This is a genomic window from Polaribacter sp. KT 15 (assembly GCF_900143115.1).
Lineage (GTDB): Bacteria > Bacteroidota > Bacteroidia > Flavobacteriales > Flavobacteriaceae > Polaribacter > Polaribacter marinaquae.
Map to the genome: position 1 here is coordinate 1,945,103 of NZ_LT670850.1, position 25,649 is coordinate 1,970,751.

The 25,649-nt window shown below is 30.9% G+C and carries 23 protein-coding genes; 16 read left to right on the top strand and 7 right to left on the bottom strand.

What is annotated here, in order from left to right; all coding sequences use genetic code 11:
- Nucleotides 1-17 precede the first annotated feature (17 nt).
- The 3 genes from B5464_RS08775 to B5464_RS08785 all read left to right on the top strand — a co-directional run bounded on the left by B5464_RS08775 (nucleotide 18) and on the right by B5464_RS08785 (nucleotide 3,317).
- Nucleotides 18-1,217 (top strand): aminotransferase class V-fold PLP-dependent enzyme, encoded by a 1,200-nt coding sequence (locus B5464_RS08775; RefSeq protein WP_079738062.1) that lies wholly within the window; start codon nucleotides 18-20, stop codon nucleotides 1,215-1,217.
- A gap of 161 nt (nucleotides 1,218-1,378) precedes the next feature.
- Nucleotides 1,379-2,863 (top strand): Na+/H+ antiporter NhaC, encoded by a 1,485-nt coding sequence (gene nhaC, locus B5464_RS08780; protein ID WP_079738063.1) that lies wholly within the window; start codon nucleotides 1,379-1,381, stop codon nucleotides 2,861-2,863.
- A 10-nt stretch (nucleotides 2,864-2,873) separates the two neighbouring features.
- On the top strand, nucleotides 2,874-3,317 hold the full coding sequence (locus B5464_RS08785; RefSeq protein ID WP_079738064.1) for a GNAT family N-acetyltransferase: 444 nt from the start codon (nucleotides 2,874-2,876) through the stop codon (nucleotides 3,315-3,317).
- A gap of 12 nt (nucleotides 3,318-3,329) precedes the next feature.
- On the opposite strand, the gene B5464_RS08790 is transcribed toward B5464_RS08785, so the two are convergent.
- Together B5464_RS08790 and B5464_RS08795 are read right to left on the bottom strand one after the other, a co-directional pair.
- Nucleotides 3,330-3,566 (bottom strand): hypothetical protein, encoded by a 237-nt coding sequence (locus B5464_RS08790; protein WP_077811017.1) that lies wholly within the window; start codon nucleotides 3,564-3,566, stop codon nucleotides 3,330-3,332.
- Nucleotides 3,567-3,577: 11 nt separating this feature from the next.
- Nucleotides 3,578-5,530 carry a putative porin gene (locus tag B5464_RS08795; protein WP_079738065.1) on the bottom strand — a complete coding sequence of 651 codons (1,953 nt, stop codon included), beginning with the start codon at nucleotides 5,528-5,530 and terminating at the stop codon, nucleotides 3,578-3,580.
- Nucleotides 5,531-5,687: 157 nt separating this feature from the next.
- Here B5464_RS08795 and B5464_RS08800 point away from each other — a divergent pair, with 157 nt between their 5' ends.
- From B5464_RS08800 to B5464_RS08810, 3 genes are all read left to right on the top strand, one after another.
- Nucleotides 5,688-6,287: a ribonuclease HII gene (locus tag B5464_RS08800; RefSeq protein ID WP_079738066.1), complete on the top strand. Its 600-nt coding sequence runs from the start codon at nucleotides 5,688-5,690 to the stop codon at nucleotides 6,285-6,287.
- Between the two features lie 180 nt (nucleotides 6,288-6,467).
- Nucleotides 6,468-7,520: a nucleoid-associated protein gene (locus B5464_RS08805; protein ID WP_079738067.1), complete on the top strand. Its 1,053-nt coding sequence runs from the start codon at nucleotides 6,468-6,470 to the stop codon at nucleotides 7,518-7,520.
- Between the two features lie 51 nt (nucleotides 7,521-7,571).
- Complete coding sequence (locus tag B5464_RS08810) at nucleotides 7,572-7,949, top strand: hypothetical protein (RefSeq protein ID WP_079738068.1); 378 nt, start codon at nucleotides 7,572-7,574, stop codon at nucleotides 7,947-7,949.
- Between the two features lie 9 nt (nucleotides 7,950-7,958).
- Here the strand turns inward: B5464_RS08810 and lipB are convergent, their stop codons facing one another.
- A complete protein-coding gene (gene lipB / locus B5464_RS08815) occupies nucleotides 7,959-8,666 on the bottom strand; it encodes a lipoyl(octanoyl) transferase LipB (RefSeq protein WP_079738069.1) in 708 nt (235 codons plus the stop codon).
- A 64-nt stretch (nucleotides 8,667-8,730) separates the two neighbouring features.
- Here lipB and B5464_RS08820 point away from each other — a divergent pair, with 64 nt between their 5' ends.
- Together B5464_RS08820 and B5464_RS08825 are read left to right on the top strand one after the other, a co-directional pair.
- Nucleotides 8,731-12,456, top strand: a complete 3,726-nt coding sequence (locus B5464_RS08820) for a reprolysin-like metallopeptidase (RefSeq protein ID WP_231963578.1) — start codon at nucleotides 8,731-8,733, stop codon at nucleotides 12,454-12,456.
- Nucleotides 12,453-13,133: a hypothetical protein gene (locus B5464_RS08825; protein WP_079738070.1), complete on the top strand. Its 681-nt coding sequence runs from the start codon at nucleotides 12,453-12,455 to the stop codon at nucleotides 13,131-13,133. Before B5464_RS08820 ends, B5464_RS08825 begins: the two co-directional genes overlap by 4 nt.
- Before the next feature lie 58 nt (nucleotides 13,134-13,191).
- Here the strand turns inward: B5464_RS08825 and pruA are convergent, their stop codons facing one another.
- Entirely contained in the window at nucleotides 13,192-14,817 is a 1,626-nt protein-coding gene (gene pruA / locus B5464_RS08830) for an L-glutamate gamma-semialdehyde dehydrogenase (RefSeq protein WP_079738071.1), read from the bottom strand.
- 156 nt (nucleotides 14,818-14,973) lie between these two features.
- On the opposite strand from pruA, the gene B5464_RS08835 reads away from it, so the two are divergent.
- Nucleotides 14,974-15,654, top strand: coding sequence for an NRDE family protein (locus B5464_RS08835; protein ID WP_079738072.1), 681 nt, complete (start codon nucleotides 14,974-14,976; stop codon nucleotides 15,652-15,654).
- Here B5464_RS08835 and B5464_RS08840 read toward each other — a convergent pair.
- The 3 genes from B5464_RS08840 to B5464_RS08850 all read right to left on the bottom strand — a co-directional run bounded on the left by B5464_RS08840 (nucleotide 15,651) and on the right by B5464_RS08850 (nucleotide 18,429).
- On the bottom strand, nucleotides 15,651-16,619 hold the full coding sequence (locus tag B5464_RS08840; RefSeq protein ID WP_079738073.1) for a DUF3667 domain-containing protein: 969 nt from the start codon (nucleotides 16,617-16,619) through the stop codon (nucleotides 15,651-15,653). The genes B5464_RS08835 and B5464_RS08840 overlap by 4 nt on opposite strands.
- Before the next feature lie 146 nt (nucleotides 16,620-16,765).
- Nucleotides 16,766-17,152, bottom strand: coding sequence for a Co2+/Mg2+ efflux protein ApaG (apaG, locus tag B5464_RS08845; RefSeq protein ID WP_079738074.1), 387 nt, complete (start codon nucleotides 17,150-17,152; stop codon nucleotides 16,766-16,768).
- A 50-nt stretch (nucleotides 17,153-17,202) separates the two neighbouring features.
- Entirely contained in the window at nucleotides 17,203-18,429 is a 1,227-nt protein-coding gene (locus B5464_RS08850) for a DUF5103 domain-containing protein (protein WP_231963580.1), read from the bottom strand.
- A 284-nt stretch (nucleotides 18,430-18,713) separates the two neighbouring features.
- On the opposite strand from B5464_RS08850, the gene B5464_RS08855 reads away from it, so the two are divergent.
- The 7 genes from B5464_RS08855 to B5464_RS08885 all read left to right on the top strand — a co-directional run bounded on the left by B5464_RS08855 (nucleotide 18,714) and on the right by B5464_RS08885 (nucleotide 25,621).
- A complete protein-coding gene (locus B5464_RS08855) occupies nucleotides 18,714-20,063 on the top strand; it encodes a Na(+)-translocating NADH-quinone reductase subunit A (protein WP_079738075.1) in 1,350 nt (449 codons plus the stop codon).
- Between the two features lie 4 nt (nucleotides 20,064-20,067).
- Complete coding sequence (locus tag B5464_RS08860; protein WP_077811030.1) at nucleotides 20,068-21,279, top strand: NADH:ubiquinone reductase (Na(+)-transporting) subunit B; 1,212 nt, start codon at nucleotides 20,068-20,070, stop codon at nucleotides 21,277-21,279.
- A gap of 2 nt (nucleotides 21,280-21,281) precedes the next feature.
- Complete coding sequence (locus B5464_RS08865; RefSeq protein WP_077811031.1) at nucleotides 21,282-22,028, top strand: Na(+)-translocating NADH-quinone reductase subunit C; 747 nt, start codon at nucleotides 21,282-21,284, stop codon at nucleotides 22,026-22,028.
- Nucleotides 22,029-22,031: 3 nt separating this feature from the next.
- Nucleotides 22,032-22,679, top strand: a complete 648-nt coding sequence (locus B5464_RS08870) for an NADH:ubiquinone reductase (Na(+)-transporting) subunit D (protein ID WP_077811032.1) — start codon at nucleotides 22,032-22,034, stop codon at nucleotides 22,677-22,679.
- A 27-nt stretch (nucleotides 22,680-22,706) separates the two neighbouring features.
- Nucleotides 22,707-23,432 (top strand): NADH:ubiquinone reductase (Na(+)-transporting) subunit E, encoded by a 726-nt coding sequence (gene nqrE / locus B5464_RS08875; RefSeq protein WP_077811033.1) that lies wholly within the window; start codon nucleotides 22,707-22,709, stop codon nucleotides 23,430-23,432.
- Nucleotides 23,433-23,436: 4 nt separating this feature from the next.
- The gene (nqrF, locus tag B5464_RS08880; protein ID WP_079738076.1) at nucleotides 23,437-24,747 is read left to right on the top strand and encodes an NADH:ubiquinone reductase (Na(+)-transporting) subunit F; all 1,311 of its coding nucleotides are present in this window, start codon (nucleotides 23,437-23,439) and stop codon (nucleotides 24,745-24,747) included.
- An 82-nt stretch (nucleotides 24,748-24,829) separates the two neighbouring features.
- Nucleotides 24,830-25,621, top strand: coding sequence for an alpha/beta hydrolase (locus B5464_RS08885; protein ID WP_079738077.1), 792 nt, complete (start codon nucleotides 24,830-24,832; stop codon nucleotides 25,619-25,621).
- Nucleotides 25,622-25,649: the final 28 nt, after the last annotated feature.

The following is a 25,649-nucleotide window of genomic DNA, read 5'->3' on the forward strand; positions in this document are numbered from 1 at the left end:
TAAATAAAACTATACTTATGAAATTCAATCCAGCAGACAAAATTCAAGATTTACAATATTTCGGAGAGTTTGGAGGCGTTAACCCTTCAATTTCAGATTCATCTACTTATACATTCTTATCAGCAAAAACGATGTTCGATACTTTCGAAGGAAATGCAGACGGATGTTATTTATATTCTCGACATTCTACACCAAGTAATTTGTATTTAGGAGAAGCTTTAGCGGCTATGGAAGGTACAGAAACTGCAAATGTAGCAGCATCCGGAATGGGAGCAATCACTCCTGTTTTATTGCAGTTAGTTGGCTCCGGAGAACACATCGTTTCAAGTAGAACAATTTATGGCGGAACGTACGCTTTTTTAAAGAACTTTACACCAAGATTAGGTATAGATACGTCATTTGTAGATATCACTAAGCTAGATGTTGTAGAAGCTGCAATTACAGATAAAACAAAGGTTTTGTATTGCGAATCTGTAAGTAATCCGCTTTTAGAGGTTGCAGATATTAAAGGTTTGTCTGCGTTGGCAAAAAAGTACGATTTAAAATTAGTAGTAGATAATACATTTTCTCCACTTTCTATTTCTCCGGCAAAATTAGGTGCAGATGTTGTAGTGCATAGTTTAACAAAATTTATCAATGGTTCTTCAGATACTGTTGGTGGCGTAGTTTGTGGTACGCAAGATTTTATTAACGATTTACGAAACGTAAATGATGGAGCAAGCATGCTGCTAGGTTCTACTATGGATAGTTTAAGAGCTTCTTCTATTCTTAAAAACTTAAGAACTTTACATATTAGAATGAAACAACACAGCTTTAATGCTGCTTTTTTAGCTGATAAATTTGAGACTGATGGCTTAAAAACAGTATATCCGGGTTTACAATCACATCCGTCACATGAATTATTTAAGTCTATGATGAATGCCGAATATGGTTTTGGTGGAATGTTAACTATTGATGCAGGTTCTCTTGAAAAAGCGAATGAATTAATGGAGTTGATGCAACACAAAAACTTAGGTTATTTGGCTGTAAGTTTAGGTTTTTATAAAACATTGTTTTCTGCACCAGGCAGCTCTACATCATCAGAAATACCAGAAGAAGAACAAAAAGAAATGGGGTTGTCTGACGGATTGATACGTTTTTCTATTGGTTTAGATAATGATATCGAGCGTACATATACAATGATGAAAACTTGTATGAAAGAAGTTGGTATTCTATAAATATTTAACGAATTCTTTAAAATAGTAAACTGTAATTAAAGCTAATTTAATTTATTAGTAAAAAATATCTTAAAAAGGCTTTAAATTACAGTTTTAGCAAGAATTTAGATTTGTGTAATTCTTTACAAAATCGTAACATTACACATCAAAATTTATAGTACATGGAAAGCCAAAATATCAAACCAACAAATCCTCAAGACGAAAACATTATAGAAAATAAAGAACTCAACATTTGGGAAGCTTTAATACCTGTTTTTGCTTTGGTGGGCATGTTGTTTTATAATGTTTTTTATGTGTATGGTGATGATGCTTTAAGTGGTAGTAATCAATTTATATTATTATTAGGCGCAGCAGTTGCAGCTATAGTTGGTTTCAAAAATAAAGTGTCTTACAAACAAATGATAGAAGAGGTTGCAGAGAATGTAAAATCTACTTCGGGTGCTATTCTAATTTTATTAATGGTTGGTGCTTTGGCAGGAACTTGGTTAATAAGTGGTATTATTCCTTCTATGATTTATTACGGATTACAAATCTTAAATCCAACGATATTTTTAGCAGCTTCTGTAATAATTTGTGCAATAATTTCTATTGCAACAGGTAGTTCTTGGACAACCTCTGCAACGGTTGGTATTGCTTTAATAGGTATTGGTAACACATTAGGTATTTCTGCAGGTATGACTGCAGGTGCTGTATTATCGGGTGCTTATTTTGGTGATAAAATGTCACCATTATCAGATACAACAAACTTAGCACCAACAATGGCTGGTGGAGATTTGTTTTCTCATATTAAATACATGTCTTTAACAACGGTACCAACAATTTTGGTAACACTTTTGGTGTTTATAATTATTGGTTTTTCTATAGAAACTACAGGGTCTCCAGATGTTTCAGATAAGTTAATGGCAATAGATGCAGCTTTTAATATTTCTCCGTGGCTTTTTATTGTGCCAGCAATTGTAATTTTTATGATTGTTAAAAAAACAGAGCCTTTAATAGCTTTATTGGTAGGTACACTTTTAGCAGGTGTTGTAGCGGTTATAGCGCAACCAGAAATTGTTTTAAATGTTGCAGGTGCAGATACGCTTTCTTTTAATTCTGCATACAAAGGGGTTATGAATGCTATTACAGTAGATTCTGCGGTAGAAACTACAAGTGCCGAGTTAAATGACTTATTTACTGCCGGCGGAATGAGCGGAATGTTAGGAACTATTTGGTTAATAATTTGCGCAATGGTTTTTGGTGGCGTAATGGATGCAATTGGGGCTTTGTCTAGAATTAGCAAAGCGTTATTAAGTTTGGCTTCTTCTGTTTTCGGACTTTTTGCGAGTACAGTAGCAAGTTGTTTGGCTTTAAATGTTACAGCTTCAGACCAATATTTAGCAATTGTGGTTCCTGGTAAAATGTTTAAAAAAGCTTACGAAGAAAAAGGTTTAGCGCCAGAAAATTTAAGTAGAACTTTAGAAGACTCTGGTACTGTAACATCTGTTTTAATTCCTTGGAATACCTGTGGTGCATACCAATCTGGTGTTTTGGGTGTTTCTGTTGCAGAATACTTTTTCTTTGCAATTTTTAATTGGTTAAGTCCTTTTATGACGTTGTTATTTGCTGCATTTAACATCAAAATAAAACAATTAGTTAAAAAATAGACCTTAAAACATGATTGTAAAAGCTGTTATTTCTGATGCTGAAAAGTTATCAGAAATTGCAATGCAATCTAAAGCAGTTTGGGGTTATTCTAATGATGGTTTAGAAACTTGGAGAGAAGACTTAACAATTACACCTAAAATTTTTGATGAAAATTATATTTGTAAATATGTATTGGATTCTAAAATTGTAGGTTTTTACGTTTTAAATAATTCTAATTTAGATGTATATATTTTAGAGTTTTTGTTCATTGATCCAAATTATATTGAAAAAGGAATCGGTCATGAATTATTACTTAATGCAATAGCTATTTCTAAAAAGGCGAAAAGACTACAAGTTTTATCAGATCCTAATGCAGAAGCATTTTATACTAAATATGGTTTTAAAGTTATTGATAACATAAAAAGTAGTATTCCGGGGAGATTATTACCAAAAATGGAATTACAACTTCGTTAAAAATACGAAAAGCTATTTTTTCTTCGGAATATTTAAAACACCAGAAATTATCAATAAAATCCACGGAGTTCCGTGTAAAAGTACGTCAAACCAATCTTTAGCTTGCATTCCTGTATCAGAAGAAAATGCATTTCCTCCTAATATCCATTGTAATTTCCCCCAAATATGTGGCGGATTAAAAGGAGCTAAACCTAATGTTAAACTAGCTAAAAGAAAAAGTTTCCAATTGTTTTTAAGTTGGCTTTTCATCAATAATTATATTAAATAAACCAATTCCAAACCAAACCAAAACGAACCGTAAAGTCTCTATACGGATAATTAGGTGCAGAAAAATAGTTTTTATCGGTAAAACTAGACGTTGCATTATCTACTTTTAAATACAAACGAGTTCTTCTTACTTGAGCATTAAAAAATACATCAAAAGTAGGAAAACCTATTTGTTCATCATTCTGAAGTCTAAATTCTGCTAAAAGCGGATTGTAAGCATTTGCATTATACTTTGTAAAGTATTTAAAAGTAATACCAATATTTACCAACATTGGTTTACCCTTAAACCAATAATCTGTGTAATAAAAAGTGTTTCTAGTAACAAATTCTGGCACTCTAAAAACAGAACTTCCGCTTGTAACATTTTGATACATTAGTGTATTGTCTAAAGCGAATTTACCAAGCTTAAACTCTCTGTTAGCCTTTACTTTAAGGTAGGTAATTTGGTTTGCAAATTGCTGTGGTTTGCTATCTTCATCAAAATAAGTGTAATTGTCTATGTTGGTAAAGTTTAAAGAAGCATTACCCCATTTAGAAGCAAAGTCAAAACCTAAATCTCTTGTGTTTACATTACTAAAGTCGTTTTGCCAATTGTAAGCATCATATTCACTTTGATGCAATAATGTGTTAAAATTTGGCGATTTAGAGCTTAATAATAAGGTTCCTTTCACACTAAAAATACTATCTTTTTCAAAAACAGCTTCCCCTTTTAAATAATTACCAGAAAGTCTACCGTTGCCCGGTGTTACAGAAGCATCTGCATTTAGTTTAAAGTTTTTAATTTTAGCATTCCAATCTGCACCAAAAGAAATAGCGTTACCTTCTATTTTTAATTTATTGATGTTACTATTACTGTTTAAAATGGTGTCATAACCATAAGAATAATTAGTTAGTTCTGCTTTCGCTTTAAACTTACCCAAAACATATTTAGAGTTAAATTCTAAATTTAATTGGTTGTTTGTGAGCTTGCTAATTGCTTTTTTGTCATCAGGGTTAGAAGAGCTTGCACTACCAAAAAAATCTTCTGTTAATGTATTTTGTATAAACTCGTAACTTTTATTTTCATTGGTAAAAACATGGCCAATTTTTAAATTGCTAAAATCTTTATTGTTTACAGAGTCTTTGCTAGAAATCAGCTTATAACTGTGTTCTACATACACTCGATTGCCATCAAACTCGCTTTCAGAATTGGTTAAATTAACGTCTAAACGAGCTCTTGTTTGAAAATTTTCATCATCAGTAATAAAATTTTCTAATGAAGCCGTTGTTAAACCACCGTTTTCTTGATGATAAAAATCTTGAGTCGTTAAATGCCCTCTAATTTCGTATTGATTTTGCTTTGTTGTGTAATGAAAAGCACCTCTAAAATTACCATTACTAACCAATGCTTGCCTGTAAGCACCTAAAGATCTAAGGCCTTTGTAAGACAAAGAAACATTTAATCTCTTAGAGAAGTTTAGTGTAAAAAGCGCGTCTAAAACTTGCCCTTGTTGCAAACCAGTTCTATAAAGTATTTCTGTAGTTGGTGTTGGTACTTCGTAATATTTAATATCGTCTATATCTAAATAGCTTACTTGCTTTGCGGTAAAACCAAGGTCTGGAAACCTGTAAATGTTATCAAAAGAATAACCTAAATTATTTAAAGTTTGTCCTTGATTATGAAATTCTATAAACTCAAATAAATCTTTTCTAAGGTAATTAAACTTATATTCTTTCTGTAACGTTAATGTAGTATCAATATAAGTGGTGTCTTTCTTATGAGAAAAAATCTTATAATCTGTATACTTTGTTTTACCCGATAAAGTTACATTAATTGGGCTTGTATTTGTAGAATCTCTTAATATAACTGCGTTTCCGTTTAAACCACCTTGTCCAAAACCTTGTGAAAATAGATTTTGAGTTAGTAAAAAACAGATTAAAAAAGAGAAAATTATGTTACTTTTCATATAGAATTTCTTCGTGAACAAATGTAAAATAATTAAACGAAAATTTAAATGTTTAATTATCTCTATAAACGTTAATTACCAAATAACTTTTTTAACAATAAAAATCTAGTAAACCATTCTTTTAAAAAGCTAAAATAAAATTTCTTTTCTTTGCATTATGTTAGAACTTAATTATAGTGGTTTTGCCTTAGAAGCAGGTACAGACGAAGCTGGTAGAGGTTGTTTATCTGGGCCAGTAGTTGCTGCGGCAGTTATTTTACCAGATAATTTTTCGCATCCTTTTTTAAATGATTCTAAGCAATTATCAGAAAAAAAAAGAGAAGAAGTAAGACCGTTTATAGAGGAACATGCAATTGCCTTTGGCGTTTCTTTTGTTTGGCAAGAAGAAGTCGATAAAATTAACGTGCTACAAGCATCTATAACAGGCATGCATAGAGCAATCGAAAAACTAAATATTACGCCAGAGTTTATTATTGTAGACGGAAACAAGTTTAAAAACTATAAAGAAATTCCTCATAAAACAATTGTAAAAGGAGATTCTAAATACCTAAGTATTGCCGCAGCATCTGTTTTAGCAAAAACCTATAGAGACGATTATATGGCAAAAATTCATAAAGAATTTCCTATGTATAATTGGCAAAAAAACAAAGGCTATCCTACCAAAGAGCACAGAAATGCAATTAGAGAATTTGGCGCTACAAATTACCACAGAAAAACGTTTAAACTTTTGCCAGAACAAATAAAATTAGATCTTTAATTTTTTTAGAAGCTATTTCCTGCTTTCGTTACTCGCTTTTTTTGAGAAAAACAAAAAAGAGCTCAAACACGCCACTCAATCAGGGCTAAGAATTTTTGCCAACTAATTTTTTACAGAAACGTAATTTATATCTTAATCATAGGCAAAGTTTTTCTATTTTTACGCTCCAAAATTTAAGTGATGATTAAAAAAACAAGAGCAGAAATTACAAAATGCATTCTTCATAAAGTAGCAAATAAATTTAATAGCGGACAAAATGTTTTCTCAGAAGACTTAATTCGTTTCGATCAAGAAAGTTACGATTTAATGAAGAATTTCTTAATGAAACCATTTGGTAATTTAACCCAAAGTTATCGTTTTGTAAATCATGAAGATGCACGTTTAGATCCTTTAAATAACTTTACATCAGAAATTTTTAAAGAAGAAGCTGCTTTTGTAGATTACTCTAAAAGTATTGTAAATCATTTATTCGAACAATCTAATTCGGCACAAATAAAAACAGGAGACGTTATTGTAGTTTTTATAGAAGGTATAGAATATAAAGATGTTTTAACAGAAGCTGTAGGTATTTTTAAGATAGAAAATAAAGTAGATTTTTTTCAAACCTATTTAGACGATAACGAAAGTTTTGATGTCGTTGTACAAAAAGGAATTTCTACAAAAAGAATAGACAAAGGTTGTTTGGTTTTAAACACTGCAGACGCAGAAGGAACCGTGGTTTTTTCTGTAGACAATCATAATTACGATGCTCAATATTGGATCAATAATTTCTTAAATGTAAAACTTGCAGACGATTACAATTCGCACACGCAAAGTTATTTAGAAATGTGTAAAGAGTTTTCAGAAGAAGTAATAAAACCAGAATTAGGTATGCAGCAGCAAGGTAATTTTCTTGCAAATACTGTAGATTATTTCAAAGAAAATGAATCTGTAGATTATGCTACTTTTAAAGACGAAGTTTTCACAGACGAAAAACACAAAGAGCAGTTTGATGATTATAAAAAGCATTTCGAAAACTTAAACGATGTTTTAATAAGAAATAATTTTGATGTTTCTGGAGTTGTTTTAAAGAAAGAGAAAAACAAATTAAAAACAGAAATAAAATTAGATACTAATATCAATATCAAGTTAGATGTAGATGCGCCAGAAGCAGCATCAGAATATATAGAAAGAGGTTACGACGAAGAGAAAAAAATGAAATATTACAAAGTGTACTTTAACGAAGAAAAGTAAAATTTGTAAAATGTTTGTATTTGTTAAATTTCTAGATAAATAACAGAACCAATGAATGATAAGAAAAACATACTTGCGTCTAATTTATCTGCTGAATTTAAAAAATTGGTTTTACAATTAAATAAAAGTAATACAAATAAAGATTTTCAGTTAAAAATACACGAGCCAAACCTATTTTGGGCTATAAATTGGAAAACTGAAAGGTATTTAGAAGAGTGTTTCTGTGTTCGTTTGTTTGCAGACAATACAAAACACTCTTTAATTGCAGAGCACCAAGTTAAAGATGTATTTGATCATATTAACGATCCGTATTTTAACTATAAAGAAAAAACTTTAGAAGAATTTACGCTAATTATTAAAGAAATAATTCAAAAAACAGAACAAGCTATTGTCGAGTCTTTAGATAAAGACTTAGACAAAGAGATGTAATTATTTTAATTAATCTGAGGTTACAAACTCATTCACCTCAAAAAGATTTTTAAAATGTTTTAAAATTTTAGATTTTACTTCTTCTAAATCTAGTTTTTTACCTAATTCTGCTTCCATCGAAGCAACTGCTTTCCCTCTAATTCCACACGGAATAATATTGTCGAAATAACCTAAATTGGTGTTAACGTTTAAAGCAAAACCATGCATGGTAACCCAACGAGAAGATCGAATTCCCATTGCACAAATTTTACGTGCAAACGGTGTTCCAACGTCTAACCAAACTCCCGTTTCGCCATCACTTCTTTCACCTTTTAAACCATATTCTGCAATTGTTAAAATTATACTTTCTTCTAAAAGACGTAGATATTTATGAATATCAGTAAAAAAATTCTCTAAATCTAAAATAGGATAACCTACAATTTGCCCTGGTCCATGATACGTAATATCGCCACCACGATTTATTTTATAAAATGTAGCTCCTTTTTCTTCTAATTGTTTCTCGTTTAATAATAAATTACTCAAATCTCCACTTTTACCTAAGGTATAAACGTGCGGATGTTCTACAAAAAGTAGGTGGTTATCCGTAGTTTGGTTCAGGTTTTTTCTTCGATTAGCAATTTTTACATCTACAATATCTTGTAAAAGTTTAGTTTGATAATCCCAAGTATCTTTGTAATCTTTGACTTTTAAGTCTTTAAGTAGTATGTTTCTGTTCATATTATCGACTACAAAGATAAATATTTCCTTATATTTGGAAACCCCTAATCTTCAAAATATTATTATGGTGATAAAACTAAATAAATTTTTTATAAGTGCTCTTTTTATATGCTTTTCCCTTACTGTACAAGGTCAAGAAATTTGGCAAAAAATAGATCAAAAGAACAGTGCTTTACAGAAGAAAGAGTTAAGAAGTTTTAAAAATTTTCCAGATAAATTTTCTCTGTATAATTTAGATGTAAACCAGGTAAAAACAAATTTAAATTCTAAAGCTAAAACGGCTTTTACTACCATAAAATTACCAAATTCAGAAGGTGATTTAGAGCTTTTTAAATTAAAAGAATCTTCAAATTTTGAAAAAGGATTAGCCGAAAAGTTTCCTTCGATAAAATCGTATACAGCAATCGGTATTACAAATCCAACCTCTTTTGCTAAAGTAAGTGTTGGTTTAGATGGATTTCATGCAGTAATATTTTCTACAAACGGTAAAACTGTATACGTAGATCCATATTCAAAAGATAATAAAGAATATATTGTATATAAAACTTCAGATTTAAAAGAAGAAGATCATCATTTTAAATGTGATGTAGAAGAAGTTGCAAGCAAACAAATTGCACCCGAAATCGCTGCAAAATCATTAAACGATGGAAATTTAAGAACCTTTAGATTGGCGTTGGTTTGTAGCGGAGAATATGCGCAGTTTCACTTAAATAATCAAGGTATTTCTGCAGCTGCATCAGATTCAGAAAAAAAGGCAGCAGTTTTATCTGCTATGAATACTTCTATGACAAGGGTTAACGGGTTGTTCGAAAAAGATTTAGCCGTTAAAATGGTTATTGTTGCAAATAATGATGAAGTAATTTTCTTAGATGCAGATACAGATAATATTACAGATGGCGATCCTGATGAAATGATTGATGAAGTACAAACCATTGCAGATGCTAGAATAGGAACAGCCAATTACGATATAGGACATATTTTTAGTATTGGCGGAGATGGTTTAGCTGGTTTAGGGGTTGTTTGTGTTACTGGTCAAAAAGCAAAAGGAGTTACAGGTAGAAGTTCACCTATCGGAGATCCTTATGATATTGATTTTGTAGCACACGAAATGGGGCATCAATTTGGTGCAACTCATACACAAAATAACGATTGCCAAAGAACAAATACCACTGCTGTAGAACCAGGGAGCGCTTCTACAATTATGGGGTATGCTGGTATTTGTGCGCCAAATGTACAAGGTCAAAGTGATGATTATTTTCATGCAGTTAGTATTAAACAAATGCAAAATGTAATTGCTTCTACTGCAAGTTGTGCCACTTTAACAAGTAATAACAACAGTGCGCCAGTTGCTAGTGCAGGTTTAGATTATAGTATTCCTAAATCTACGCCTTTTGTATTAAGAGGTAATGCTACAGATGCAGACGGCGTTTCATCTTTAACTTATAATTGGGAACAAACAGATAACGAGGTTGGTACAATGCCACCAAATAGCACAAACAATGTAGGTCCTATGTTTAGGTCTTTACCTTCTAAGGTTTCTTCGGATAGATACATGCCTGCTTTAGCAACAGTTATTTCTGGTAGCGTTTCTTCTACTTGGGAAGTTTTACCAAGCGTAGCAAGAGAAATGAATTTTTCTTTATTGGTTAGAGATAACAACAATACAGGTGGCGGAACTTCTAGAGATGATATGGTTGTAACTGTAGAAGATGCAGATGCCTTTACTGTTACCTCTCAAAATACTGCAACTGTTTGGGATGCTGGTAGTTCTCAAACAATAACATGGAATAAAGGGACAACAGATGTTGCGCCAATAAATTGTGCTAACGTTAATATAAGACTATCAATAGATGGCGGATTAACGTTTCCGATAATTTTAGCAGCAAATACAGCAAACGATGGTTCAGAAGTAATTTCTGTGCCAAATAATGTTACAACACAAGCTAGAATATTAGTAGAAGCTGCAGACAATATTTTTTATAACGTAAACTCAGTAAATTTCGAAATAGAATCTACTACGCCTTCTTTTTTGATTACAAATACCAGCGGAGAATTATCTGCTTGTAACACCGGAAATCAAACAGTAGATTATATTCTAAATTTAGATTTTATCAATGGATATTCAGAAAATGTAACATTTGCAGCAACTGGTAATCCTTCTGGTTCTGAAGTTAGTTTTAATCCGACTTCTATAAATAGCGACGGTAACGTAACATTGTCTGTTTCTAATTTAGACGGAATTACAGCAGGAGATTATGAAATTAATATAGCAGCAAATAGCACAGGTGTTAATCAAACAATAAACTTAAATTTAAATATTACTGATGCTAATTTGGCTGTAACTACTTTGTTAACACCAACTAATCAGGCAACAGAAGTTTCGTTAATAGAAATATTAACTTGGCAAGAAGATGTAAATGCAAGTTTTTATAATGTAGAAGTTTCGTCTAATTCTAATTTTACAGATATAGTTTCTTCAGGAACTTCAAGCACCAATAATTATCAAGTCAATAATTTAAATCCTGATACAGAATATTATTGGAGAGTTAAAGGTGTAAATAATTGTAACGAAGGGGCGTTTTCTACTCCTTTTAGGTTTACTACAGAAACTCCGGAATATTGTGCTGCAACTTATACAGATGAAGCAGGTGGTTCAGAACATATTACAAACGTAACTTTTAATTCTATTAATAACACTTCTGGCAACGATACTGTAGATGGCTACCAAGACTTTACTTCTATAAATACCAACGTTTTTAGAAATGAAACTTATACAATTACAGTAACTTTTGATACGGCAGGTTTTCAAGATCACTGTTATGTTTTTATCGATTGGAATAGAGATTTTCTTTTTGATAAAGAAACAGAAAGATATGATTTAGGTACAAAACTAGAAGATATTTCTACAGCTACGTTTAGTATAAATGTTCCTTCGGATGCTAAATTTGGTAAAACAACCATGAGAGTTTTAATAGAATATGATGATCCTGATGACGGTTTTGGAGATGGGCCATGTGATGCAGATCAAAAAACCGAGTGGGGAGAAGTAGAAGATTACTCGATAACAGTAACAGAGCCGGAAATAGATACAAGTAATATTTCTGTACAGACAACGTCAGAAACTTGTGTAGGTGAAAATGACGGAATAATTAAAGTTGATGTAAAACAAACATCTTTTACTTATAATGTAACTGTAACGGGTAGTTCAACAGTTTTAAATTCTCAAATAAGCGGTTCGTCAACAATGTTTGAAAATTTAAATCCAGGAATTTACACTGTTTGTATAGAAACAGAAGAACTAGAATACACACAATGTTTTGAAGTAGAAATTGTAGCAGCGCAACAAATTTCTTTAAAAGCAACTGCAGAAAACGGATTAAGAAAATATACTTTTAACGTTGCAAAGGGTACAGCGCCTTACAATGTGTTTTTAAATGAAAAACTTGTTAGAGTTTCTAACGATACTAATTTTGAAGTTGAATTTAAAGAAGGTGGTAAGCTAGAAATAAAAACGGCTAAAGAATGTGAGGGCATTTTTAAGACAACCATAGAAGATGTTTTATTGTTGAAAAACCCAGTTGTAGATGCTGTAGAGTTATTACTTCCAATAGGAACCGAAAAAAGTACAATAGATGTTTTAATTTTTGATGTTCAAGGTAAGAAGGTATATCAGAATACAGAAAAGGTGCAAGATAATTCTGTTACTATTCCGTTTAAAAATTATGCAAAAGGAATCTATATTTTAAAGTTATCAATAGATGCGAAACCCATTAAATTATTAAAAGAATGAGAAAATCAATAATTATTTTTTGCGCATTTTGCATTAGCTTTTTTTTGGTAAGGTGCTCTAAAAAACAACCAGCTAATCAAGCGCCAAGTATTGTTCAATTAACATTTCCTTCTAAAGATTTGTTATGCACAGACAATACAATTGCATTTAATTGGAGTGCCGCTATCGATCCTGATAATGACGATTTAGAATATAATCTTATAATTGCCAAAGACAGGCAATTAGTAGAAGTAATAGAAAATAGAACTATTTCTTCTACAGGTGCAACCATAACTTTAGAAAAGGCAACAGCTTTTTATTGGCAAGTAAATGCCATTGATGTTACCAATAATCTATCTAGTAAATCAGAAATTTTTGCTTTTTTTACCAAAGGTGATGGTGTAACAAATTATGCTCCTTTTATGGCAGATTTAAAAACACCAACAGATAATGCAACAGTAAATGCAGGTAATTTAAGTTTAACTTGGGATGCTTCGGATATTAACACAGGCGATACTTTAACTTACGAAGTGTTTTTTGGTGAAGATGATGTAATTAATTCTGTGACTACATCTCTCTCTGAAAAAATGTATGATGTTTCTGTAGCTTCTGGTAAAACATATTCATGGAAAGTGAATGTTACAGATAATTCAGGTGCAACTTCTATTGGTCAGATTGCTACTTTTTCTGTAAATTAAAAAAAGATAATAAAAAAAGCCTCATCAATTTGATGAGGCTTTTTTTGTTTAAAATATATTATCCTAAGAAAGGATATTTGTAATCTGTTGGTGTTACAAATGTTTCTTTTATCAATCTAACAGAAGTCCAACGTAATAAGTTTTGAGCAGAACCAGCTTTGTCATTTGTTCCAGAAGCTCTTGCTCCTCCAAACGGTTGTTGTCCTACAACAGCACCTGTTGGCTTGTCGTTAATATAGAAGTTACCTGCAGCATTTTCTAAAGCTTTCGATGCTTTTTCTACAATATATCTATCCGTAGATAAAATTGCACCTGTTAAAGCATATTCTGTAGATTCATCAACTAGTTTTAAAGAAGCTTCCCATTCTGCATCTTCGTATAAATAAATTGTCATAACAGGACCGAAAAGCTCTGTTGTCATAGTTGCAAATGTTGGTGATTTAGCTAAAATAACAGTTGGTTCTATAAAGTATCCAACAGATTTATCGTAGTTACCTCCAATAATTACTTCTGCATCTTTATCTTCTTTTGCGATATCGATATACTTAGCAATTTTGTCGAAAGAACCTTCGTGTATTACAGCGTTTACAAAGTTAGTTGGGTCTTCTGGAGTACCCATTTTTAACTCAGAAATTTGCGCTTCTAAATGTTTTTTAACATCGCCCCAAATAGAAGTAGGAATGTAAGCACGTGATGCTGCAGAACATTTTTGACCTTGATACTCAAATGCTCCTCTTGTAATTGCTGTTGCAATTTGTAACGGATTTGCAGAATTATGTGCCCAGATAAAATCTTTACCACCAGTTTCTCCTACAATTCTTGGGTAGGTTTTGTATGTATGAATGTTTGTACCAATTTGTTTCCATAATTCTTTAAAAACAAAAGTAGAACCTGTAAAATGTAATCCAGAAAAATCTGGAGATTCTAAAACGGTATCAGAAATCATAACAGGGTCACCATAAACAACGTTAATTACACCGTCTGGTAAACCAGCTTCTTTAAATAAGTCTACAATTACTTGTGCAGAATATGCTTGGTGATCAGAAGGTTTCCAAACAACAACATTACCCATTAAGGCAGCAGATGCTGGTAAGTTGGCAGCGATGGAAGTAAAATTAAAAGGAGAAATTGCATATACAAAACCTTCTAATGGTCTATATTCTACTCTGTTCCAGATTCCTGGTGCAGATGCTGGCTGATCTTTAAAAATATCAGTCATATATTCTACATTAAACCTAAAGAAATCTATCATTTCACAAGCAGCATCAATTTCTGCTTGATGTACATTTTTAGATTGTGCAATCATTGTTGCAGCATTCATTTTTGCTCTGTAAGGTCCTGCTAATAATTCTGCAGCCTTTAAGAAAATAGAAGCTCTTTCCATCCAAGAAACAGAAGACCAAGCCTCTCTTGCAGCTAAAGCTGTAGAAATAGCAGATTCTACGTGAGATTTGTCTGCTGTATGATATTGACCTACTACATGTTTATGATCATGCGGAGGTGTAATGTTTTTTGTGTTACCAGTTCTAACTTCTTCTCCATTAATATGCATTGGCACATCAATATTGTCGTTAAACATGGTTTTGTAAGTTGCTAATAATTCTTCTCTTTCAGGAGAACCCGGAGCATAGCTTTTTACTGGTTCGTTTACTGCTTTTGGAACATTAAAAAATCCTCTTGCCATATTGTATGATTTTAAGTTTTAATCTACTAATTTTGAGTTTCAAAGTTACAATTTTTGTTTCAATAAATTAAGTCGATTTTTAATCTCTTTTATTGAGAATAATTTAATTTTAGAGCGTCAATGTAAAAATTTTAATAATTAAATTTAAATTATAATATGTGCACAGTTACGTACCTTCCTTTAGGTAATAACAATTTTATTTTAACATCTAATAGAGATGAAACACCTTTAAGAAAAACATTACCACCTAAAGATTATGTAGAAGATGGTGTGGTTTTAACATATCCTAAGGATGAAGTTGCTGGCGGAACATGGATTGGTTTAAGTGATAAAAAACGATTGGTTTGTTTGTTAAACGGCGGTTTTACGATTCATAAAAGAAAAGATTCTTACAAGATGAGTAGAGGTGTAATCGTTAAAAAAATATTAACAGACGCTAATGCTGTTTTTTTTATTAATCAATTTGATTTTGAAGGAATTGAGCCATTTACATTGATTCTTGTTGATTGGGAAAATCGTTTAAAAACTTTTGAATTGGTTTGGGATGGAGAGCAAAAACATTTTACAGAATTACCTCAAGAGCCAAAAATTTGGTCTTCTTCTACATTATACACTGATGAAATGAAAACGCAAAGACGTATTTGGTTTTCTGAGTGGTTAGCTATTAATACGGTATTTGAGCAAGATAATATTCTTCAATTTCATCAAAATGAAAGTAAAGGGACTGCAGATATATCTTTAAAAATGAAACGTGATATTGTAGAAACAGTAAGTGTAACTTCAGTAAAAAAAGAAAGTTCTTCTGTAAATATGTTGTATTTAGATTTTGTAAATTAATAAATTGCAAAAGAGATTAAAGTAACTAAAACTACTCCTAAAACTGCCATAATCATGTAGACAAAATTCAACATTAGAAATTTAAATAGTGTCTTTATATAACCTTGGTCGTAAAACTTTTTCATTGCTAAAAACAAGTAGGTTAAGAATATCAATATAAAAATAGAAGCGTTTTCTACTTTCATAAAAAAACTTAAAATATATACAATTGTTAGCAGCATAAAAAAAACAGTTTGTGTATGAAACACAAATATTAGATGGTCTACATATGTAAATTTTCTTCTAACATATAAAAGTTTTAAAAAGAGCGTAAATAATGGTAGAAATATAAATAAAGAAATAGAGATGTAAGATAGAGATTCGTTAACAAACTTATCATAACTATCATTGTCGTCCATTACTTTATTCATCACTTTTACTCTTTGATATAGAAATCTATTGTTAAAGTTTTTACTATATTTTAAAGAATCTAGTGCATTATCTACATCTGTTTTTGGATGTTCTTTTTGAAATTCTAAAAATTTTTCTATTCTAGTTCCTTTTCCAAAACTAAAATTTCTTTTTTTCGCTTTTTTCTTTTTTATACTGTCATTTTCTTCCTTTTCTATATCATCAAGAATTTCTTTTTTTTGTTTTTTAGAAATCGGAATAATAGACTTATCTAATTCCTTTTGCACAATTTTAGTAATAGAGTCTCTTTCTATTTCTGTATTGTTAATCTTTTCGTTAATACTTAATTCTTTTTGAACATCAGCCTTAACTAAAGCCTGATATTTTTTGTAATTAATTTTTAAACCTAAAATTAAGAATGAAATTATAGAAACGGTAATGTAAAATCTAAAAGGATTGGAATATCTACTTCTTTTGCCTTCTTTGTAGTCTTTAGAAACTTTACCTGGGTTGGTAAGTAGCGGAATTAAAGTTTTCCAAAACTTTGCATCAAAATTAAAAACACCATTAAACATTTCGTAAACAAAAGTTACAAAAGTTATTTTATCTCCTTTGTTTTCTTGTCCACATTCTGGGCAAAATTTTTCGTGACCGCTAAATGGATGTCCGCAATTTAAACAAGCAGGATCTTGAATTTTAGCAACTTTATTCTTTTTTTTAGCTAGTTTAATAAGGCGGTAGTTGTTAGTTGAAAAGTTGGGATATATACTTTAAATTGCTCGTAAGTTTCTAAGTTAATCATTGTGTAAAAACCTTTCATTGCGCCGATATTGGATGTTAAAAAACAACCAGATTTATATGTGTAATGATCGTTTGGTTCTAAAATTGGTGTTTGTCCAACAACACCTTCTCCGCTAACTATTTCAGTTTGATTTTGTGAATCAAAAATTTTCCAGAATCGATCTGTTAGTTTTACCTTGTTTTCACTTTGATTTGTAATCGATATAGTGTAAGAAAAAACATGATGAAGCCTGTTGTTTCTATAACTAGAACCATTGTAGTTAGTTTTTACAGAAATTTTTATGCCTTTTGTTACTAATTCTATCATACATAGTAAAAGTAGTTTTTTTGATTTGTTTTTACAAATCAATTTACAAATTAGTTATTTTGATTAAAGTAGCCTTTGCCAACACCAATAACTCTATCATACAAACTACCAATAGGTTTATAATACACCAAAACAGTATACTCGTTTTCTGTTTCAAAAAAACTGCCGTTAATTTCGTTGGTGTTTAGAACGTTGTCTTTTCCTACGGATGCAAACGTATAATTGTAAAAACCTTGTTTTAGTAGAATATTTGCTCTGTATGTATTTGTTTTTGGGTCAAAATACATTCTGTTTTCATCAGAAATAGTAAAATTATTAAAAGCGCCATAAATATAAAGTTCCTTTTCTTTAAACATTTCTTCTACTTCTAATGTAAAATGCATTAAAGCGTAATCTGCTTCTGTGTTGCTGTTGTTTACTTCTAAATTTCTGACTAGAAATTGTCCGTTAATATCAGGGTTGTAACTATATTGTCTGTATTTGTTATAAGTAAAAGGATAAATATAATGATGATAAATATCGTCTCTTAAAACTTTTACAATATTTAAACTTGTATTTCTAATTAACTTACTATCAAAGTTTAAATATTCATTTCCGCCCCAAAAATTTGTTTTATTGGTGTAAGTATATAATAACTGATTCGGTTTATAAAAAGTAGGTGATAAATTACTAATTGTTTCTTGCCAATTGTTATTTTTTAAAATGGTAACATTAATTTCTTGGTTAGGATTATTTATTCTCAATCCGTTATAATTTACTGAAAATTGAACAGTTTGTTGTGTATTTAACGTCTTCGTATTTCTGCTTCTAACAACAGAAACTGGCACAATTACTTTATCTTCATACAATACAAATCTTCTAGAAAATACAACTTCATCATAAGTATTTAAAACTGATATTAAGTAATTGCCGCTTTTAGTAATTGCTGTATTTGCGTTAGGTATTTGTACTTTATAATGTGTGTAATTTTGCAGTGTATTAAAAGAATTTGTAACATTTATAATTGTATTTTGATCAAAACCATTTATAAACTGGCTAGAAAGTAATCGGCTTTTTTTCCAATCGTGCGTTTTTCTTTCTATTTTATATTGATACTCTTTACTATCTGCATCTAAATCATCAAAAGAAAGTTCTAAAGTTGTGCCTAGAGGAACAATAGCAACAAAATTGTTTTCTTGTAGCGGCCTTAATTGAATTGTTTTAATGTTTTGCGCATTTGTAAATGAGCAAAAAATTAAAAAAATAAAAGTTAATTTCTTAAGGATTAATTTTATCATATTTTTTAAAATACTAAATTTATTACGCTGTCATTAAAAGCAAAGACTGTACCTTTTTTATTAAAATTGTAAAATTAATAAGAATAATTATTCAAATATCAATTTTAATTAGGATGTTTTTATTTTTATAAAAAAAACAACAAGGTTTTCTAAATAATAAATTATTTAGAATAAATATAAATAAGAATATTTAACCAAGATTAAGCCTCATTTATGTGAATCTTCATCGTCAAAATCTTTATTTTTGCTTGATTTTTTTAGATAACTAAACATTCCAATTTACTATGTCAAAAGACATTCGTATTAAAAAAGGCTTAGATATTAAGCTTGTTGGCGTTGCAGAAAAAAATACTACTAAGGTTTCTCAAAGTAGTGTTTATGCAGTTAAGCCAGAAGATTTTCACGGAATAATACCAAAACTTACAGCCAAAGAAGGTGCAGAGGTAAAAGCAGGAGAATCACTTTTTCATTCAAAAAGTGACGAACGTATTTTATTTCCTAGTCCGGTTTCTGGTAAAGTAGTAGAGGTAATACGTGGGGCAAGAAGAAAAGTTTTAGCAGTTAAAATTGCTGCAGATGCTACACAAGTATATAAAGAATTTGGTACTAAAGATGCAAACAATATGTCTGCAGATGAGGTAAAAGATTACTTATTTGCTTCTGGTTGTTGGCCATTTGTAAAACAACGTCCTTATGACATTGTTGCAAATCCAAACCAAGCACCAAAAGCAATATTTGTTTCTGCATATGCAAGTGCACCTTTAGCAGCAGACTTAGATTACACTCTTGCCGGTAAAGAAGCAGAATTACAAGCAGCTATAACAGCTGTTTCGAAATTAACAGCTGGTAAAGTACACGTATCTGTTGGTTCAAATTCAGTTTCTCCTTTATCAAAATTAACAGGAGTAGAATTGCATAAAGTTTCTGGGCCGCATCCATCTGGTAATGTTGGTACTCAAATTGCAAAAATAGATCCTATTAACAAAGGTGAAGTTGTTTGGGTTATTACACCACAAGATTTAGCGATTATTGGTGAGTTATTCTTAACAGGAAAGTTAAATTTAACTAGAACAGTTGCTTTAACAGGTTCTAAATTTAGCAAACCTCAATATGTTACAGCAATTGCTGGTGCATCGATAGAAGATTTAGTTGCTAATAATTTAGAAAACGATAATACTAGAATTATTTCTGGAAACGTACTTACGGGTAAAGAAGTAAAGTTAGATGAGTTTTTAGGTTATTACGATAATCAAATAACTGCAATTCCAGAAGGAGATGATTATGAATTTTTTGGTTGGAATAAACCAGTTTTTAATAAAGTATCTACTTCTAGAGCATTAACTTTTTCTTGGTTAAACCCTAAGAAAAAATACGATCTTAACACCAATACTAATGGTGAGCATAGAGCCTTTGTTGTTACAGGTTCTTACGAGCAAGTTTTTCCTTTAGATATTTATCCAATGCAATTATTAAAAGCATTTATGTATAAAGATTTAGATGAAATGGAAGCTTTAGGTGGTTACGAAGTAGCGCCAGAAGATTTTGCACTAACAGAATTTATTTGTGTATCTAAACAACCACATCAGAAGATTATTCGTGAAGGTTTAGATTTAATGAGAGAAGAATTAGGATAAAGTTATGAGCTTAAAACAAAACTTACATAATTTAAAAGAGAAATATAAAGGAACAAAAATGGCTCCTGCGTTTAACGCAATCCATACCTTTTTATATTTGCCAAATGAAGTTACTCACGGAGGAACTCATATTAAAGCAGCAGATGATTTAAAGCGTACAATGAATATTGTAATTATGGCTTTAATACCATGTTTGCTTTTCGGAATGTTTAATGCAGGTTACCAGCATTATGCCGCTATAGAAAGAGCTCAAGGTATTACATCAGAATTTACAGTGTTAGGTTCTTTTTTAACTTGGGATAATCTATGGATAGGTATCATTAAAGTATTGCCTTTAGTAATCGTTTCTTATGGAGTTGGTCTTATTGTAGAATTTATTTTTGCAGTAATTAAAGGTCATGAAGTAGAAGAAGGGTATTTAGTAACAGGTATGTTAGTGCCATTAATTGTACCAATTGACACACCTTTATGGATGTTAGCAGTAGCAGTTGTATTTGGAGTTGTAATTGGTAAAGAAGTATTTGGTGGTACAGGTATGAATATTTTAAACCCAGCTTTAACTATTAGAGCATTTTTATTCTTTGCATATCCAACATGGATGTCGGGAGATAAGGTTTGGGTTCATGATGCAGTAAATAGAGTAGGTACTGCAGATGCAATTTCTGGAGAAACTATTTTAGGTAGTTACGCACAAAATCAAGAAGTAATTTATTCTACTTGGGACAAGTTTGCAGGTTTTATTCCTGGTTCTGTAGGAGAAACATCTACATTATTAATTCTTTTAGGAGCAGCCTTTTTAATTTTTACCAAAATAGGAAGTTGGAGAATTATAGTTTCTACATTTATAGGAGCAGCAGTTATGGGATTAATTTTTAATCAAATTGTAGCAGCAGAAATTATTACAGATTCTAGTAAATTCTACGGATTAATGAACACTGTTTGGTGGGAACACTTAATGATTGGTGGTTTAGCATTTGGTGCTGTATTTATGGCAACAGATCCTGTAACAGCATCGCAAACAAATAAAGGTAAATGGATTTATGGTTTCTTAATTGGTTTTATTTCAATTATGATTCGTGTATTTAACCCAGCTTACCCAGAAGGAGTATTTTTAGCAATCTTATTAATGAATGTATTTGCTCCAACAATAGACCATTATGTGGTTCAAGGAAACGTAAAAAGAAGATTAAAACGTACTAAAGTTAAAACTGCCTAATTATGAGTAAGAGAACAGATAGTAATGGTTATACAATGGTTTTTGCCGTAGTAATGGTATTAATTGTTGGTTCTTTGTTAGCCTTTTTAGCATCGTCTTTAAAGCCTACAATCAAAGAAAATGAAAGAATAGAAAAGCAACAAAATATTTTGTATGCTATGGGTGTTAATGAAAACGACGAATCTAGTGCAAACTTTGTATCTACATCAATCGCAGGAGAAGAGTTTTCTAAATACATAAAAAAGCAAATCGTTATTGAAGGAGACAAAGTTTCTGAAAGTGATGATGCTTATTTAATTGATGTTAAAAAGCAGCAAGCAAACGCTAAAGCAGGTAAAGTAAGAAAGTTACCTTTATTTGTTGGAGAGAAAGATGGTAAAACATACTACGTAGCTCCTATTAGAGGAAAAGGTTTATGGGATGCTATTTGGGGATATGTTTCTATGGATGAAAACATGATTGTTCAAGGTGCTTATTTTGATCATAAAGGTGAAACACCTGGTTTAGGAGCAAACATCAAACAACGTTATTTTATGGACGACTTTATTGGCGAACATTTAATGACAGAATCTGGTGCTTTTAAAGGGATTACTGTTGCTAAAGGAAACAACGATCCAAAAAACGAAGATAAAACAGATTATGAAGTAGACGCAATTGCTGGTGCAACAATTACTGGTGATGGTATTTCTGCTATGATAAAGAAAGATTTAGCACTTTATGTGCCTTACTTCAAAAACTTAAAAAAATAATTTATGGGACTTTTATCAAAAAAAGACGCAGTATTACTTACAGACCCATTAGCAGATAATAACCCAATTACTATACAAGTATTAGGTATTTGTTCTGCATTAGCAATTACAGCAGAGTTAAAAGCATCTATTGTAATGGCAATTTCTGTAATGTTTGTATTAGGTTTAGGAAACGTAGTGATCTCTTTAATGAGAAACATTATACCATCAAAAATTAGAATTATTGTACAACTAATAGTAGTTGCAACTCTTGTAATTATAGTAGATTTAGTTTTAAAAGCTTTTGCTTACGAACTAAGTAAAACACTATCTGTTTTTGTGGGATTGATTATTACAAACTGTATTATTATGGGGCGTTTTGAAGCTTTTGCTTTAGGTAACGGGCCATGGAGATCTTTCTTAGACGGTATAGGTAATGCAGTTGGTTATGGTGTAATATTAGTAATTGTTGGTTTCTTTAGAGAATTATTAGGTTCTGGTACTTTATTAGGATTTAAAGTTTTAGGAGATCCAATAGAGAAAACAGGATTGTATGCAATTGGTTATGAAAATAATGGTTTTATGCTATTATCACCAATGGCATTAATTGTTGTAGGTATTATTATCTGGATACAGCGTTCTAAAAATAAATCATTAATAGAAGAAAACTAGACGCTAAGCGTTTAAATAATATAGAATATGGAACATATAGAATTATTTTTCAAATCGATATTTATAGACAACATGGTATTTGCTACATTCTTAGGGATGTGTTCTTACCTTGCTGTATCTAAAAAAGTGGCCACAGCTGTTGGTTTAGGAGCTGCAGTAATTTTTGTACTTGCAGTAACTGTGCCTTTAAACTGGTTATTAGATCAATATATTTTAAAAGAAGGAGCATTGGTATGGTTAGGCCCAGAATATGCAGCTTACGACTTAAGTTTCTTATCTTTTATCATGTTTATTGCAACAATTGCAACAATGGTACAATTGGTAGAAATTATTGTTGAAAAATTCTCACCATCATTATACAACTCACTAGGTATTTTCTTACCATTAATTGCTGTAAACTGTGCAATCTTAGGAGGAAGTTTATTTATGCAATCAAGAGAGATACCTACGTTAGGTTTAGCATTAACTTATGGTGTAGGTTCAGGAATTGGTTGGTTTTTAGCAATTTTAGCTATTGCTGCAATTCGTGAAAAAATTAGATACTCTAGTGTACCACCTGCTTTAAGAGGATTAGGAATTACATTTATAATTACTGGTTTAATGGCAATTGGATTTATGAGTTTCGGAGGAATGTTAACTGGTGGTGATGAGAAGAAAGAAGGAGAACCAGTAGAAGAAGCTAAAGTGCAAAAAGAAGAGAAAATTAAAGAGGCTAAAGAAATTGTAGCTGAAAATACAAATATAAACCAATAGTAGCATGATATTAGCAGCAGGTACAACAGGAACCATTATTGCAACAGTAGCAGCTTTTTTACTATTAACTTTAGTATTAGTAGCATTACTACTATTTGTAAAACAAAAATTATCACCATCTGGTCCTGTAAAGATTATGATTAATGGTGAAAGAGAAATTGAAGTAGCATCAGGAGATTCTTTATTATCTACATTAGGTAGTAATAAAATCTTTTTACCATCTGCTTGTGGTGGTGGTGGTACATGTATTCAGTGTGAATGTCATGTAAACTCTGGTGGTGGAGAAGCTTTACCAACAGAATTACCTCATTTTTCTAGAAAAGAATTAAAAGAAGGAGCACGTTTAGCTTGTCAAGTTAAAGTGAAACAAGACATGAATATTTCAATTCCAGAAGAAATTTTCGGAATTAAGAAATGGGATGCTGTAGTTGTAAGAAATTACAACGTAGCTTCTTTTATTAAGGAATTTGTTGTTGAAATTCCAGAAGATATGGGTTACAAGGCCGGAGGTTATATTCAAATTGAAATTCCACCTTGTGAGATTAAATATGCAGATATGGATATTACAGCTCACCCAGAAGAACATGAAACTCCAGATAAGTTCGAAGCAGAGTGGAACAAGTTCAAATTACGTCCGTTAGTAATGAAAAATACTGAAACTGTTGAAAGAGCTTATTCTATGGCTTCTTACCCAGCAGAAGGTAGAGAAATTATGTTAAATGTTCGTATTGCAACACCTCCTTTTGATAGAGCTAAAGGTGGATGGATGGATGTAAATCCAGGAGTAGCATCATCTTATATTTTTAACTTAAAGAAAGGTGATAAATGTGTGATCTCTGGACCTTACGGAGAATTCTTCATCAACGAATCTGATGCAGAAATGTTATACGTTGGTGGTGGTGCAGGTATGGCACCAATGCGTTCTCACTTATATCATTTATTCAGAACTTTAAAAACAGGTAGAAAAGTTACATATTGGTACGGTGGTCGTTCTAAAGCAGAATTATTTTATATCGAACATTTTAGAGCATTAGAAAAAGATTTTCCAAACTTTAAATTTTATATAGCTTTATCAGATCCTTTAGAGGCAGATAACTGGAAAGTAAAAAAAGACATTCATGATGAATCTGGAGACGGTTTTGTTGGTTTCATTCACAATTGTGTTATCGATAATTACTTAAATCACCACGATGCACCAGAAGATTTAGAACTATATTTCTGTGGACCTCCATTGATGAACAAAGCGGTTCAGAAAATGGGTGAAGATTTTGGTCTTGCAGACGAGAATATTCGTTTTGATGATTTTGGAGGATAAACCTCAATTACTTTATAAAAAAACCGATACTAATTGTATCGGTTTTTTTATTGCTTTAATTTTGTAAAACTATTAGCTATTTATGATTGTGTTGTATTTTTCTTTACCATTTTTCATTATTATTTATTTCCTTGTTTTATACTTTAATCAGGAGAAATTTATATTCAAGAATGGTAAAAAATTAGATAGAAATTACAATTTTAATTTTGAAAATTCTTATGAAGAAGTTTTTATTAAAACACCTGATGATAATGAAATTAATGGAATTCATTTTAAATTAGAAAAACCTAAAGGGGTAATTTTATTCTGCCACGGAAATAAAGGTAATTTATCTACTTGGGGTAAAAGAGTGCAATTTTTTCTAGATAACAATTACGAAGTTTTAATATTCGACTATAGAAATTATGGTAAAAGCACTGGTGATTTTAATGAAAACGCAATGTATAAAGATGCTCTTTGTGTTTATAATCATTTAAAAAATCTGTTTAAAGAAAATAATATTATTGTGTATGGTTTTTCTTTAGGCGGAACTTTTGCAACACATATCGCAAGCCGTAATCAAGCAAAAATTTTAATTTTAGAAGCTCCGTTTTTTAATTTAGCCAAAGCAATACATAACTATTCTAAATTTATTCCACTCTTTTTAGTTAAATATAAATTTAGAACAGATAAAGATATTATTAAGGTAAAATCACCAATTATAATATTTCATGGTAATAGAGACGTTACTACTTCTTATAAAGATTCAATAGCACTAATTAATCTAAACATTTCTAAACAAAATAGTTGTTTTATTATTGATGGTGGGACGCACCATAACATTAAAGAGTCTGATATTTATAAACACAAAATGAAAGAAATTTTATCGTATTAATTTTATAATTGTTTTAAATCGTATTTTT

Bases quoted from the DNA above. Each gene is read 5' to 3' on its own strand.
- B5464_RS08775 (WP_079738062.1), top strand. From the start codon at position 18: ATGAAATTCAATCCAGCAGACAAAATTCAAGATTTACAATATTTCGGA.
- nhaC (WP_079738063.1), top strand. From the start codon at position 1,379: ATGGAAAGCCAAAATATCAAACCAACAAATCCTCAAGACGAAAACATT.
- B5464_RS08785 (WP_079738064.1), top strand. From the start codon at position 2,874: ATGATTGTAAAAGCTGTTATTTCTGATGCTGAAAAGTTATCAGAAATT.
- B5464_RS08790 (WP_077811017.1), bottom strand. From the start codon at position 3,566: ATGAAAAGCCAACTTAAAAACAATTGGAAACTTTTTCTTTTAGCTAGT.
- B5464_RS08795 (WP_079738065.1), bottom strand. From the start codon at position 5,530: ATGAAAAGTAACATAATTTTCTCTTTTTTAATCTGTTTTTTACTAACT.
- B5464_RS08800 (WP_079738066.1), top strand. From the start codon at position 5,688: ATGTTAGAACTTAATTATAGTGGTTTTGCCTTAGAAGCAGGTACAGAC.
- B5464_RS08805 (WP_079738067.1), top strand. From the start codon at position 6,468: ATGATTAAAAAAACAAGAGCAGAAATTACAAAATGCATTCTTCATAAA.
- B5464_RS08810 (WP_079738068.1), top strand. From the start codon at position 7,572: ATGAATGATAAGAAAAACATACTTGCGTCTAATTTATCTGCTGAATTT.
- lipB (WP_079738069.1), bottom strand. From the start codon at position 8,666: ATGAACAGAAACATACTACTTAAAGACTTAAAAGTCAAAGATTACAAA.
- B5464_RS08820 (WP_231963578.1), top strand. From the start codon at position 8,731: ATGGTGATAAAACTAAATAAATTTTTTATAAGTGCTCTTTTTATATGC.
- B5464_RS08825 (WP_079738070.1), top strand. From the start codon at position 12,453: ATGAGAAAATCAATAATTATTTTTTGCGCATTTTGCATTAGCTTTTTT.
- pruA (WP_079738071.1), bottom strand. From the start codon at position 14,817: ATGGCAAGAGGATTTTTTAATGTTCCAAAAGCAGTAAACGAACCAGTA.
- B5464_RS08835 (WP_079738072.1), top strand. From the start codon at position 14,974: ATGTGCACAGTTACGTACCTTCCTTTAGGTAATAACAATTTTATTTTA.
- B5464_RS08840 (WP_079738073.1), bottom strand. From the start codon at position 16,619: ATGTTTAATGGTGTTTTTAATTTTGATGCAAAGTTTTGGAAAACTTTA.
- apaG (WP_079738074.1), bottom strand. From the start codon at position 17,152: ATGATAGAATTAGTAACAAAAGGCATAAAAATTTCTGTAAAAACTAAC.
- B5464_RS08850 (WP_231963580.1), bottom strand. From the start codon at position 18,429: ATGATAAAATTAATCCTTAAGAAATTAACTTTTATTTTTTTAATTTTT.
- B5464_RS08855 (WP_079738075.1), top strand. From the start codon at position 18,714: ATGTCAAAAGACATTCGTATTAAAAAAGGCTTAGATATTAAGCTTGTT.
- B5464_RS08860 (WP_077811030.1), top strand. From the start codon at position 20,068: ATGAGCTTAAAACAAAACTTACATAATTTAAAAGAGAAATATAAAGGA.
- B5464_RS08865 (WP_077811031.1), top strand. From the start codon at position 21,282: ATGAGTAAGAGAACAGATAGTAATGGTTATACAATGGTTTTTGCCGTA.
- B5464_RS08870 (WP_077811032.1), top strand. From the start codon at position 22,032: ATGGGACTTTTATCAAAAAAAGACGCAGTATTACTTACAGACCCATTA.
- nqrE (WP_077811033.1), top strand. From the start codon at position 22,707: ATGGAACATATAGAATTATTTTTCAAATCGATATTTATAGACAACATG.
- nqrF (WP_079738076.1), top strand. From the start codon at position 23,437: ATGATATTAGCAGCAGGTACAACAGGAACCATTATTGCAACAGTAGCA.
- B5464_RS08885 (WP_079738077.1), top strand. From the start codon at position 24,830: ATGATTGTGTTGTATTTTTCTTTACCATTTTTCATTATTATTTATTTC.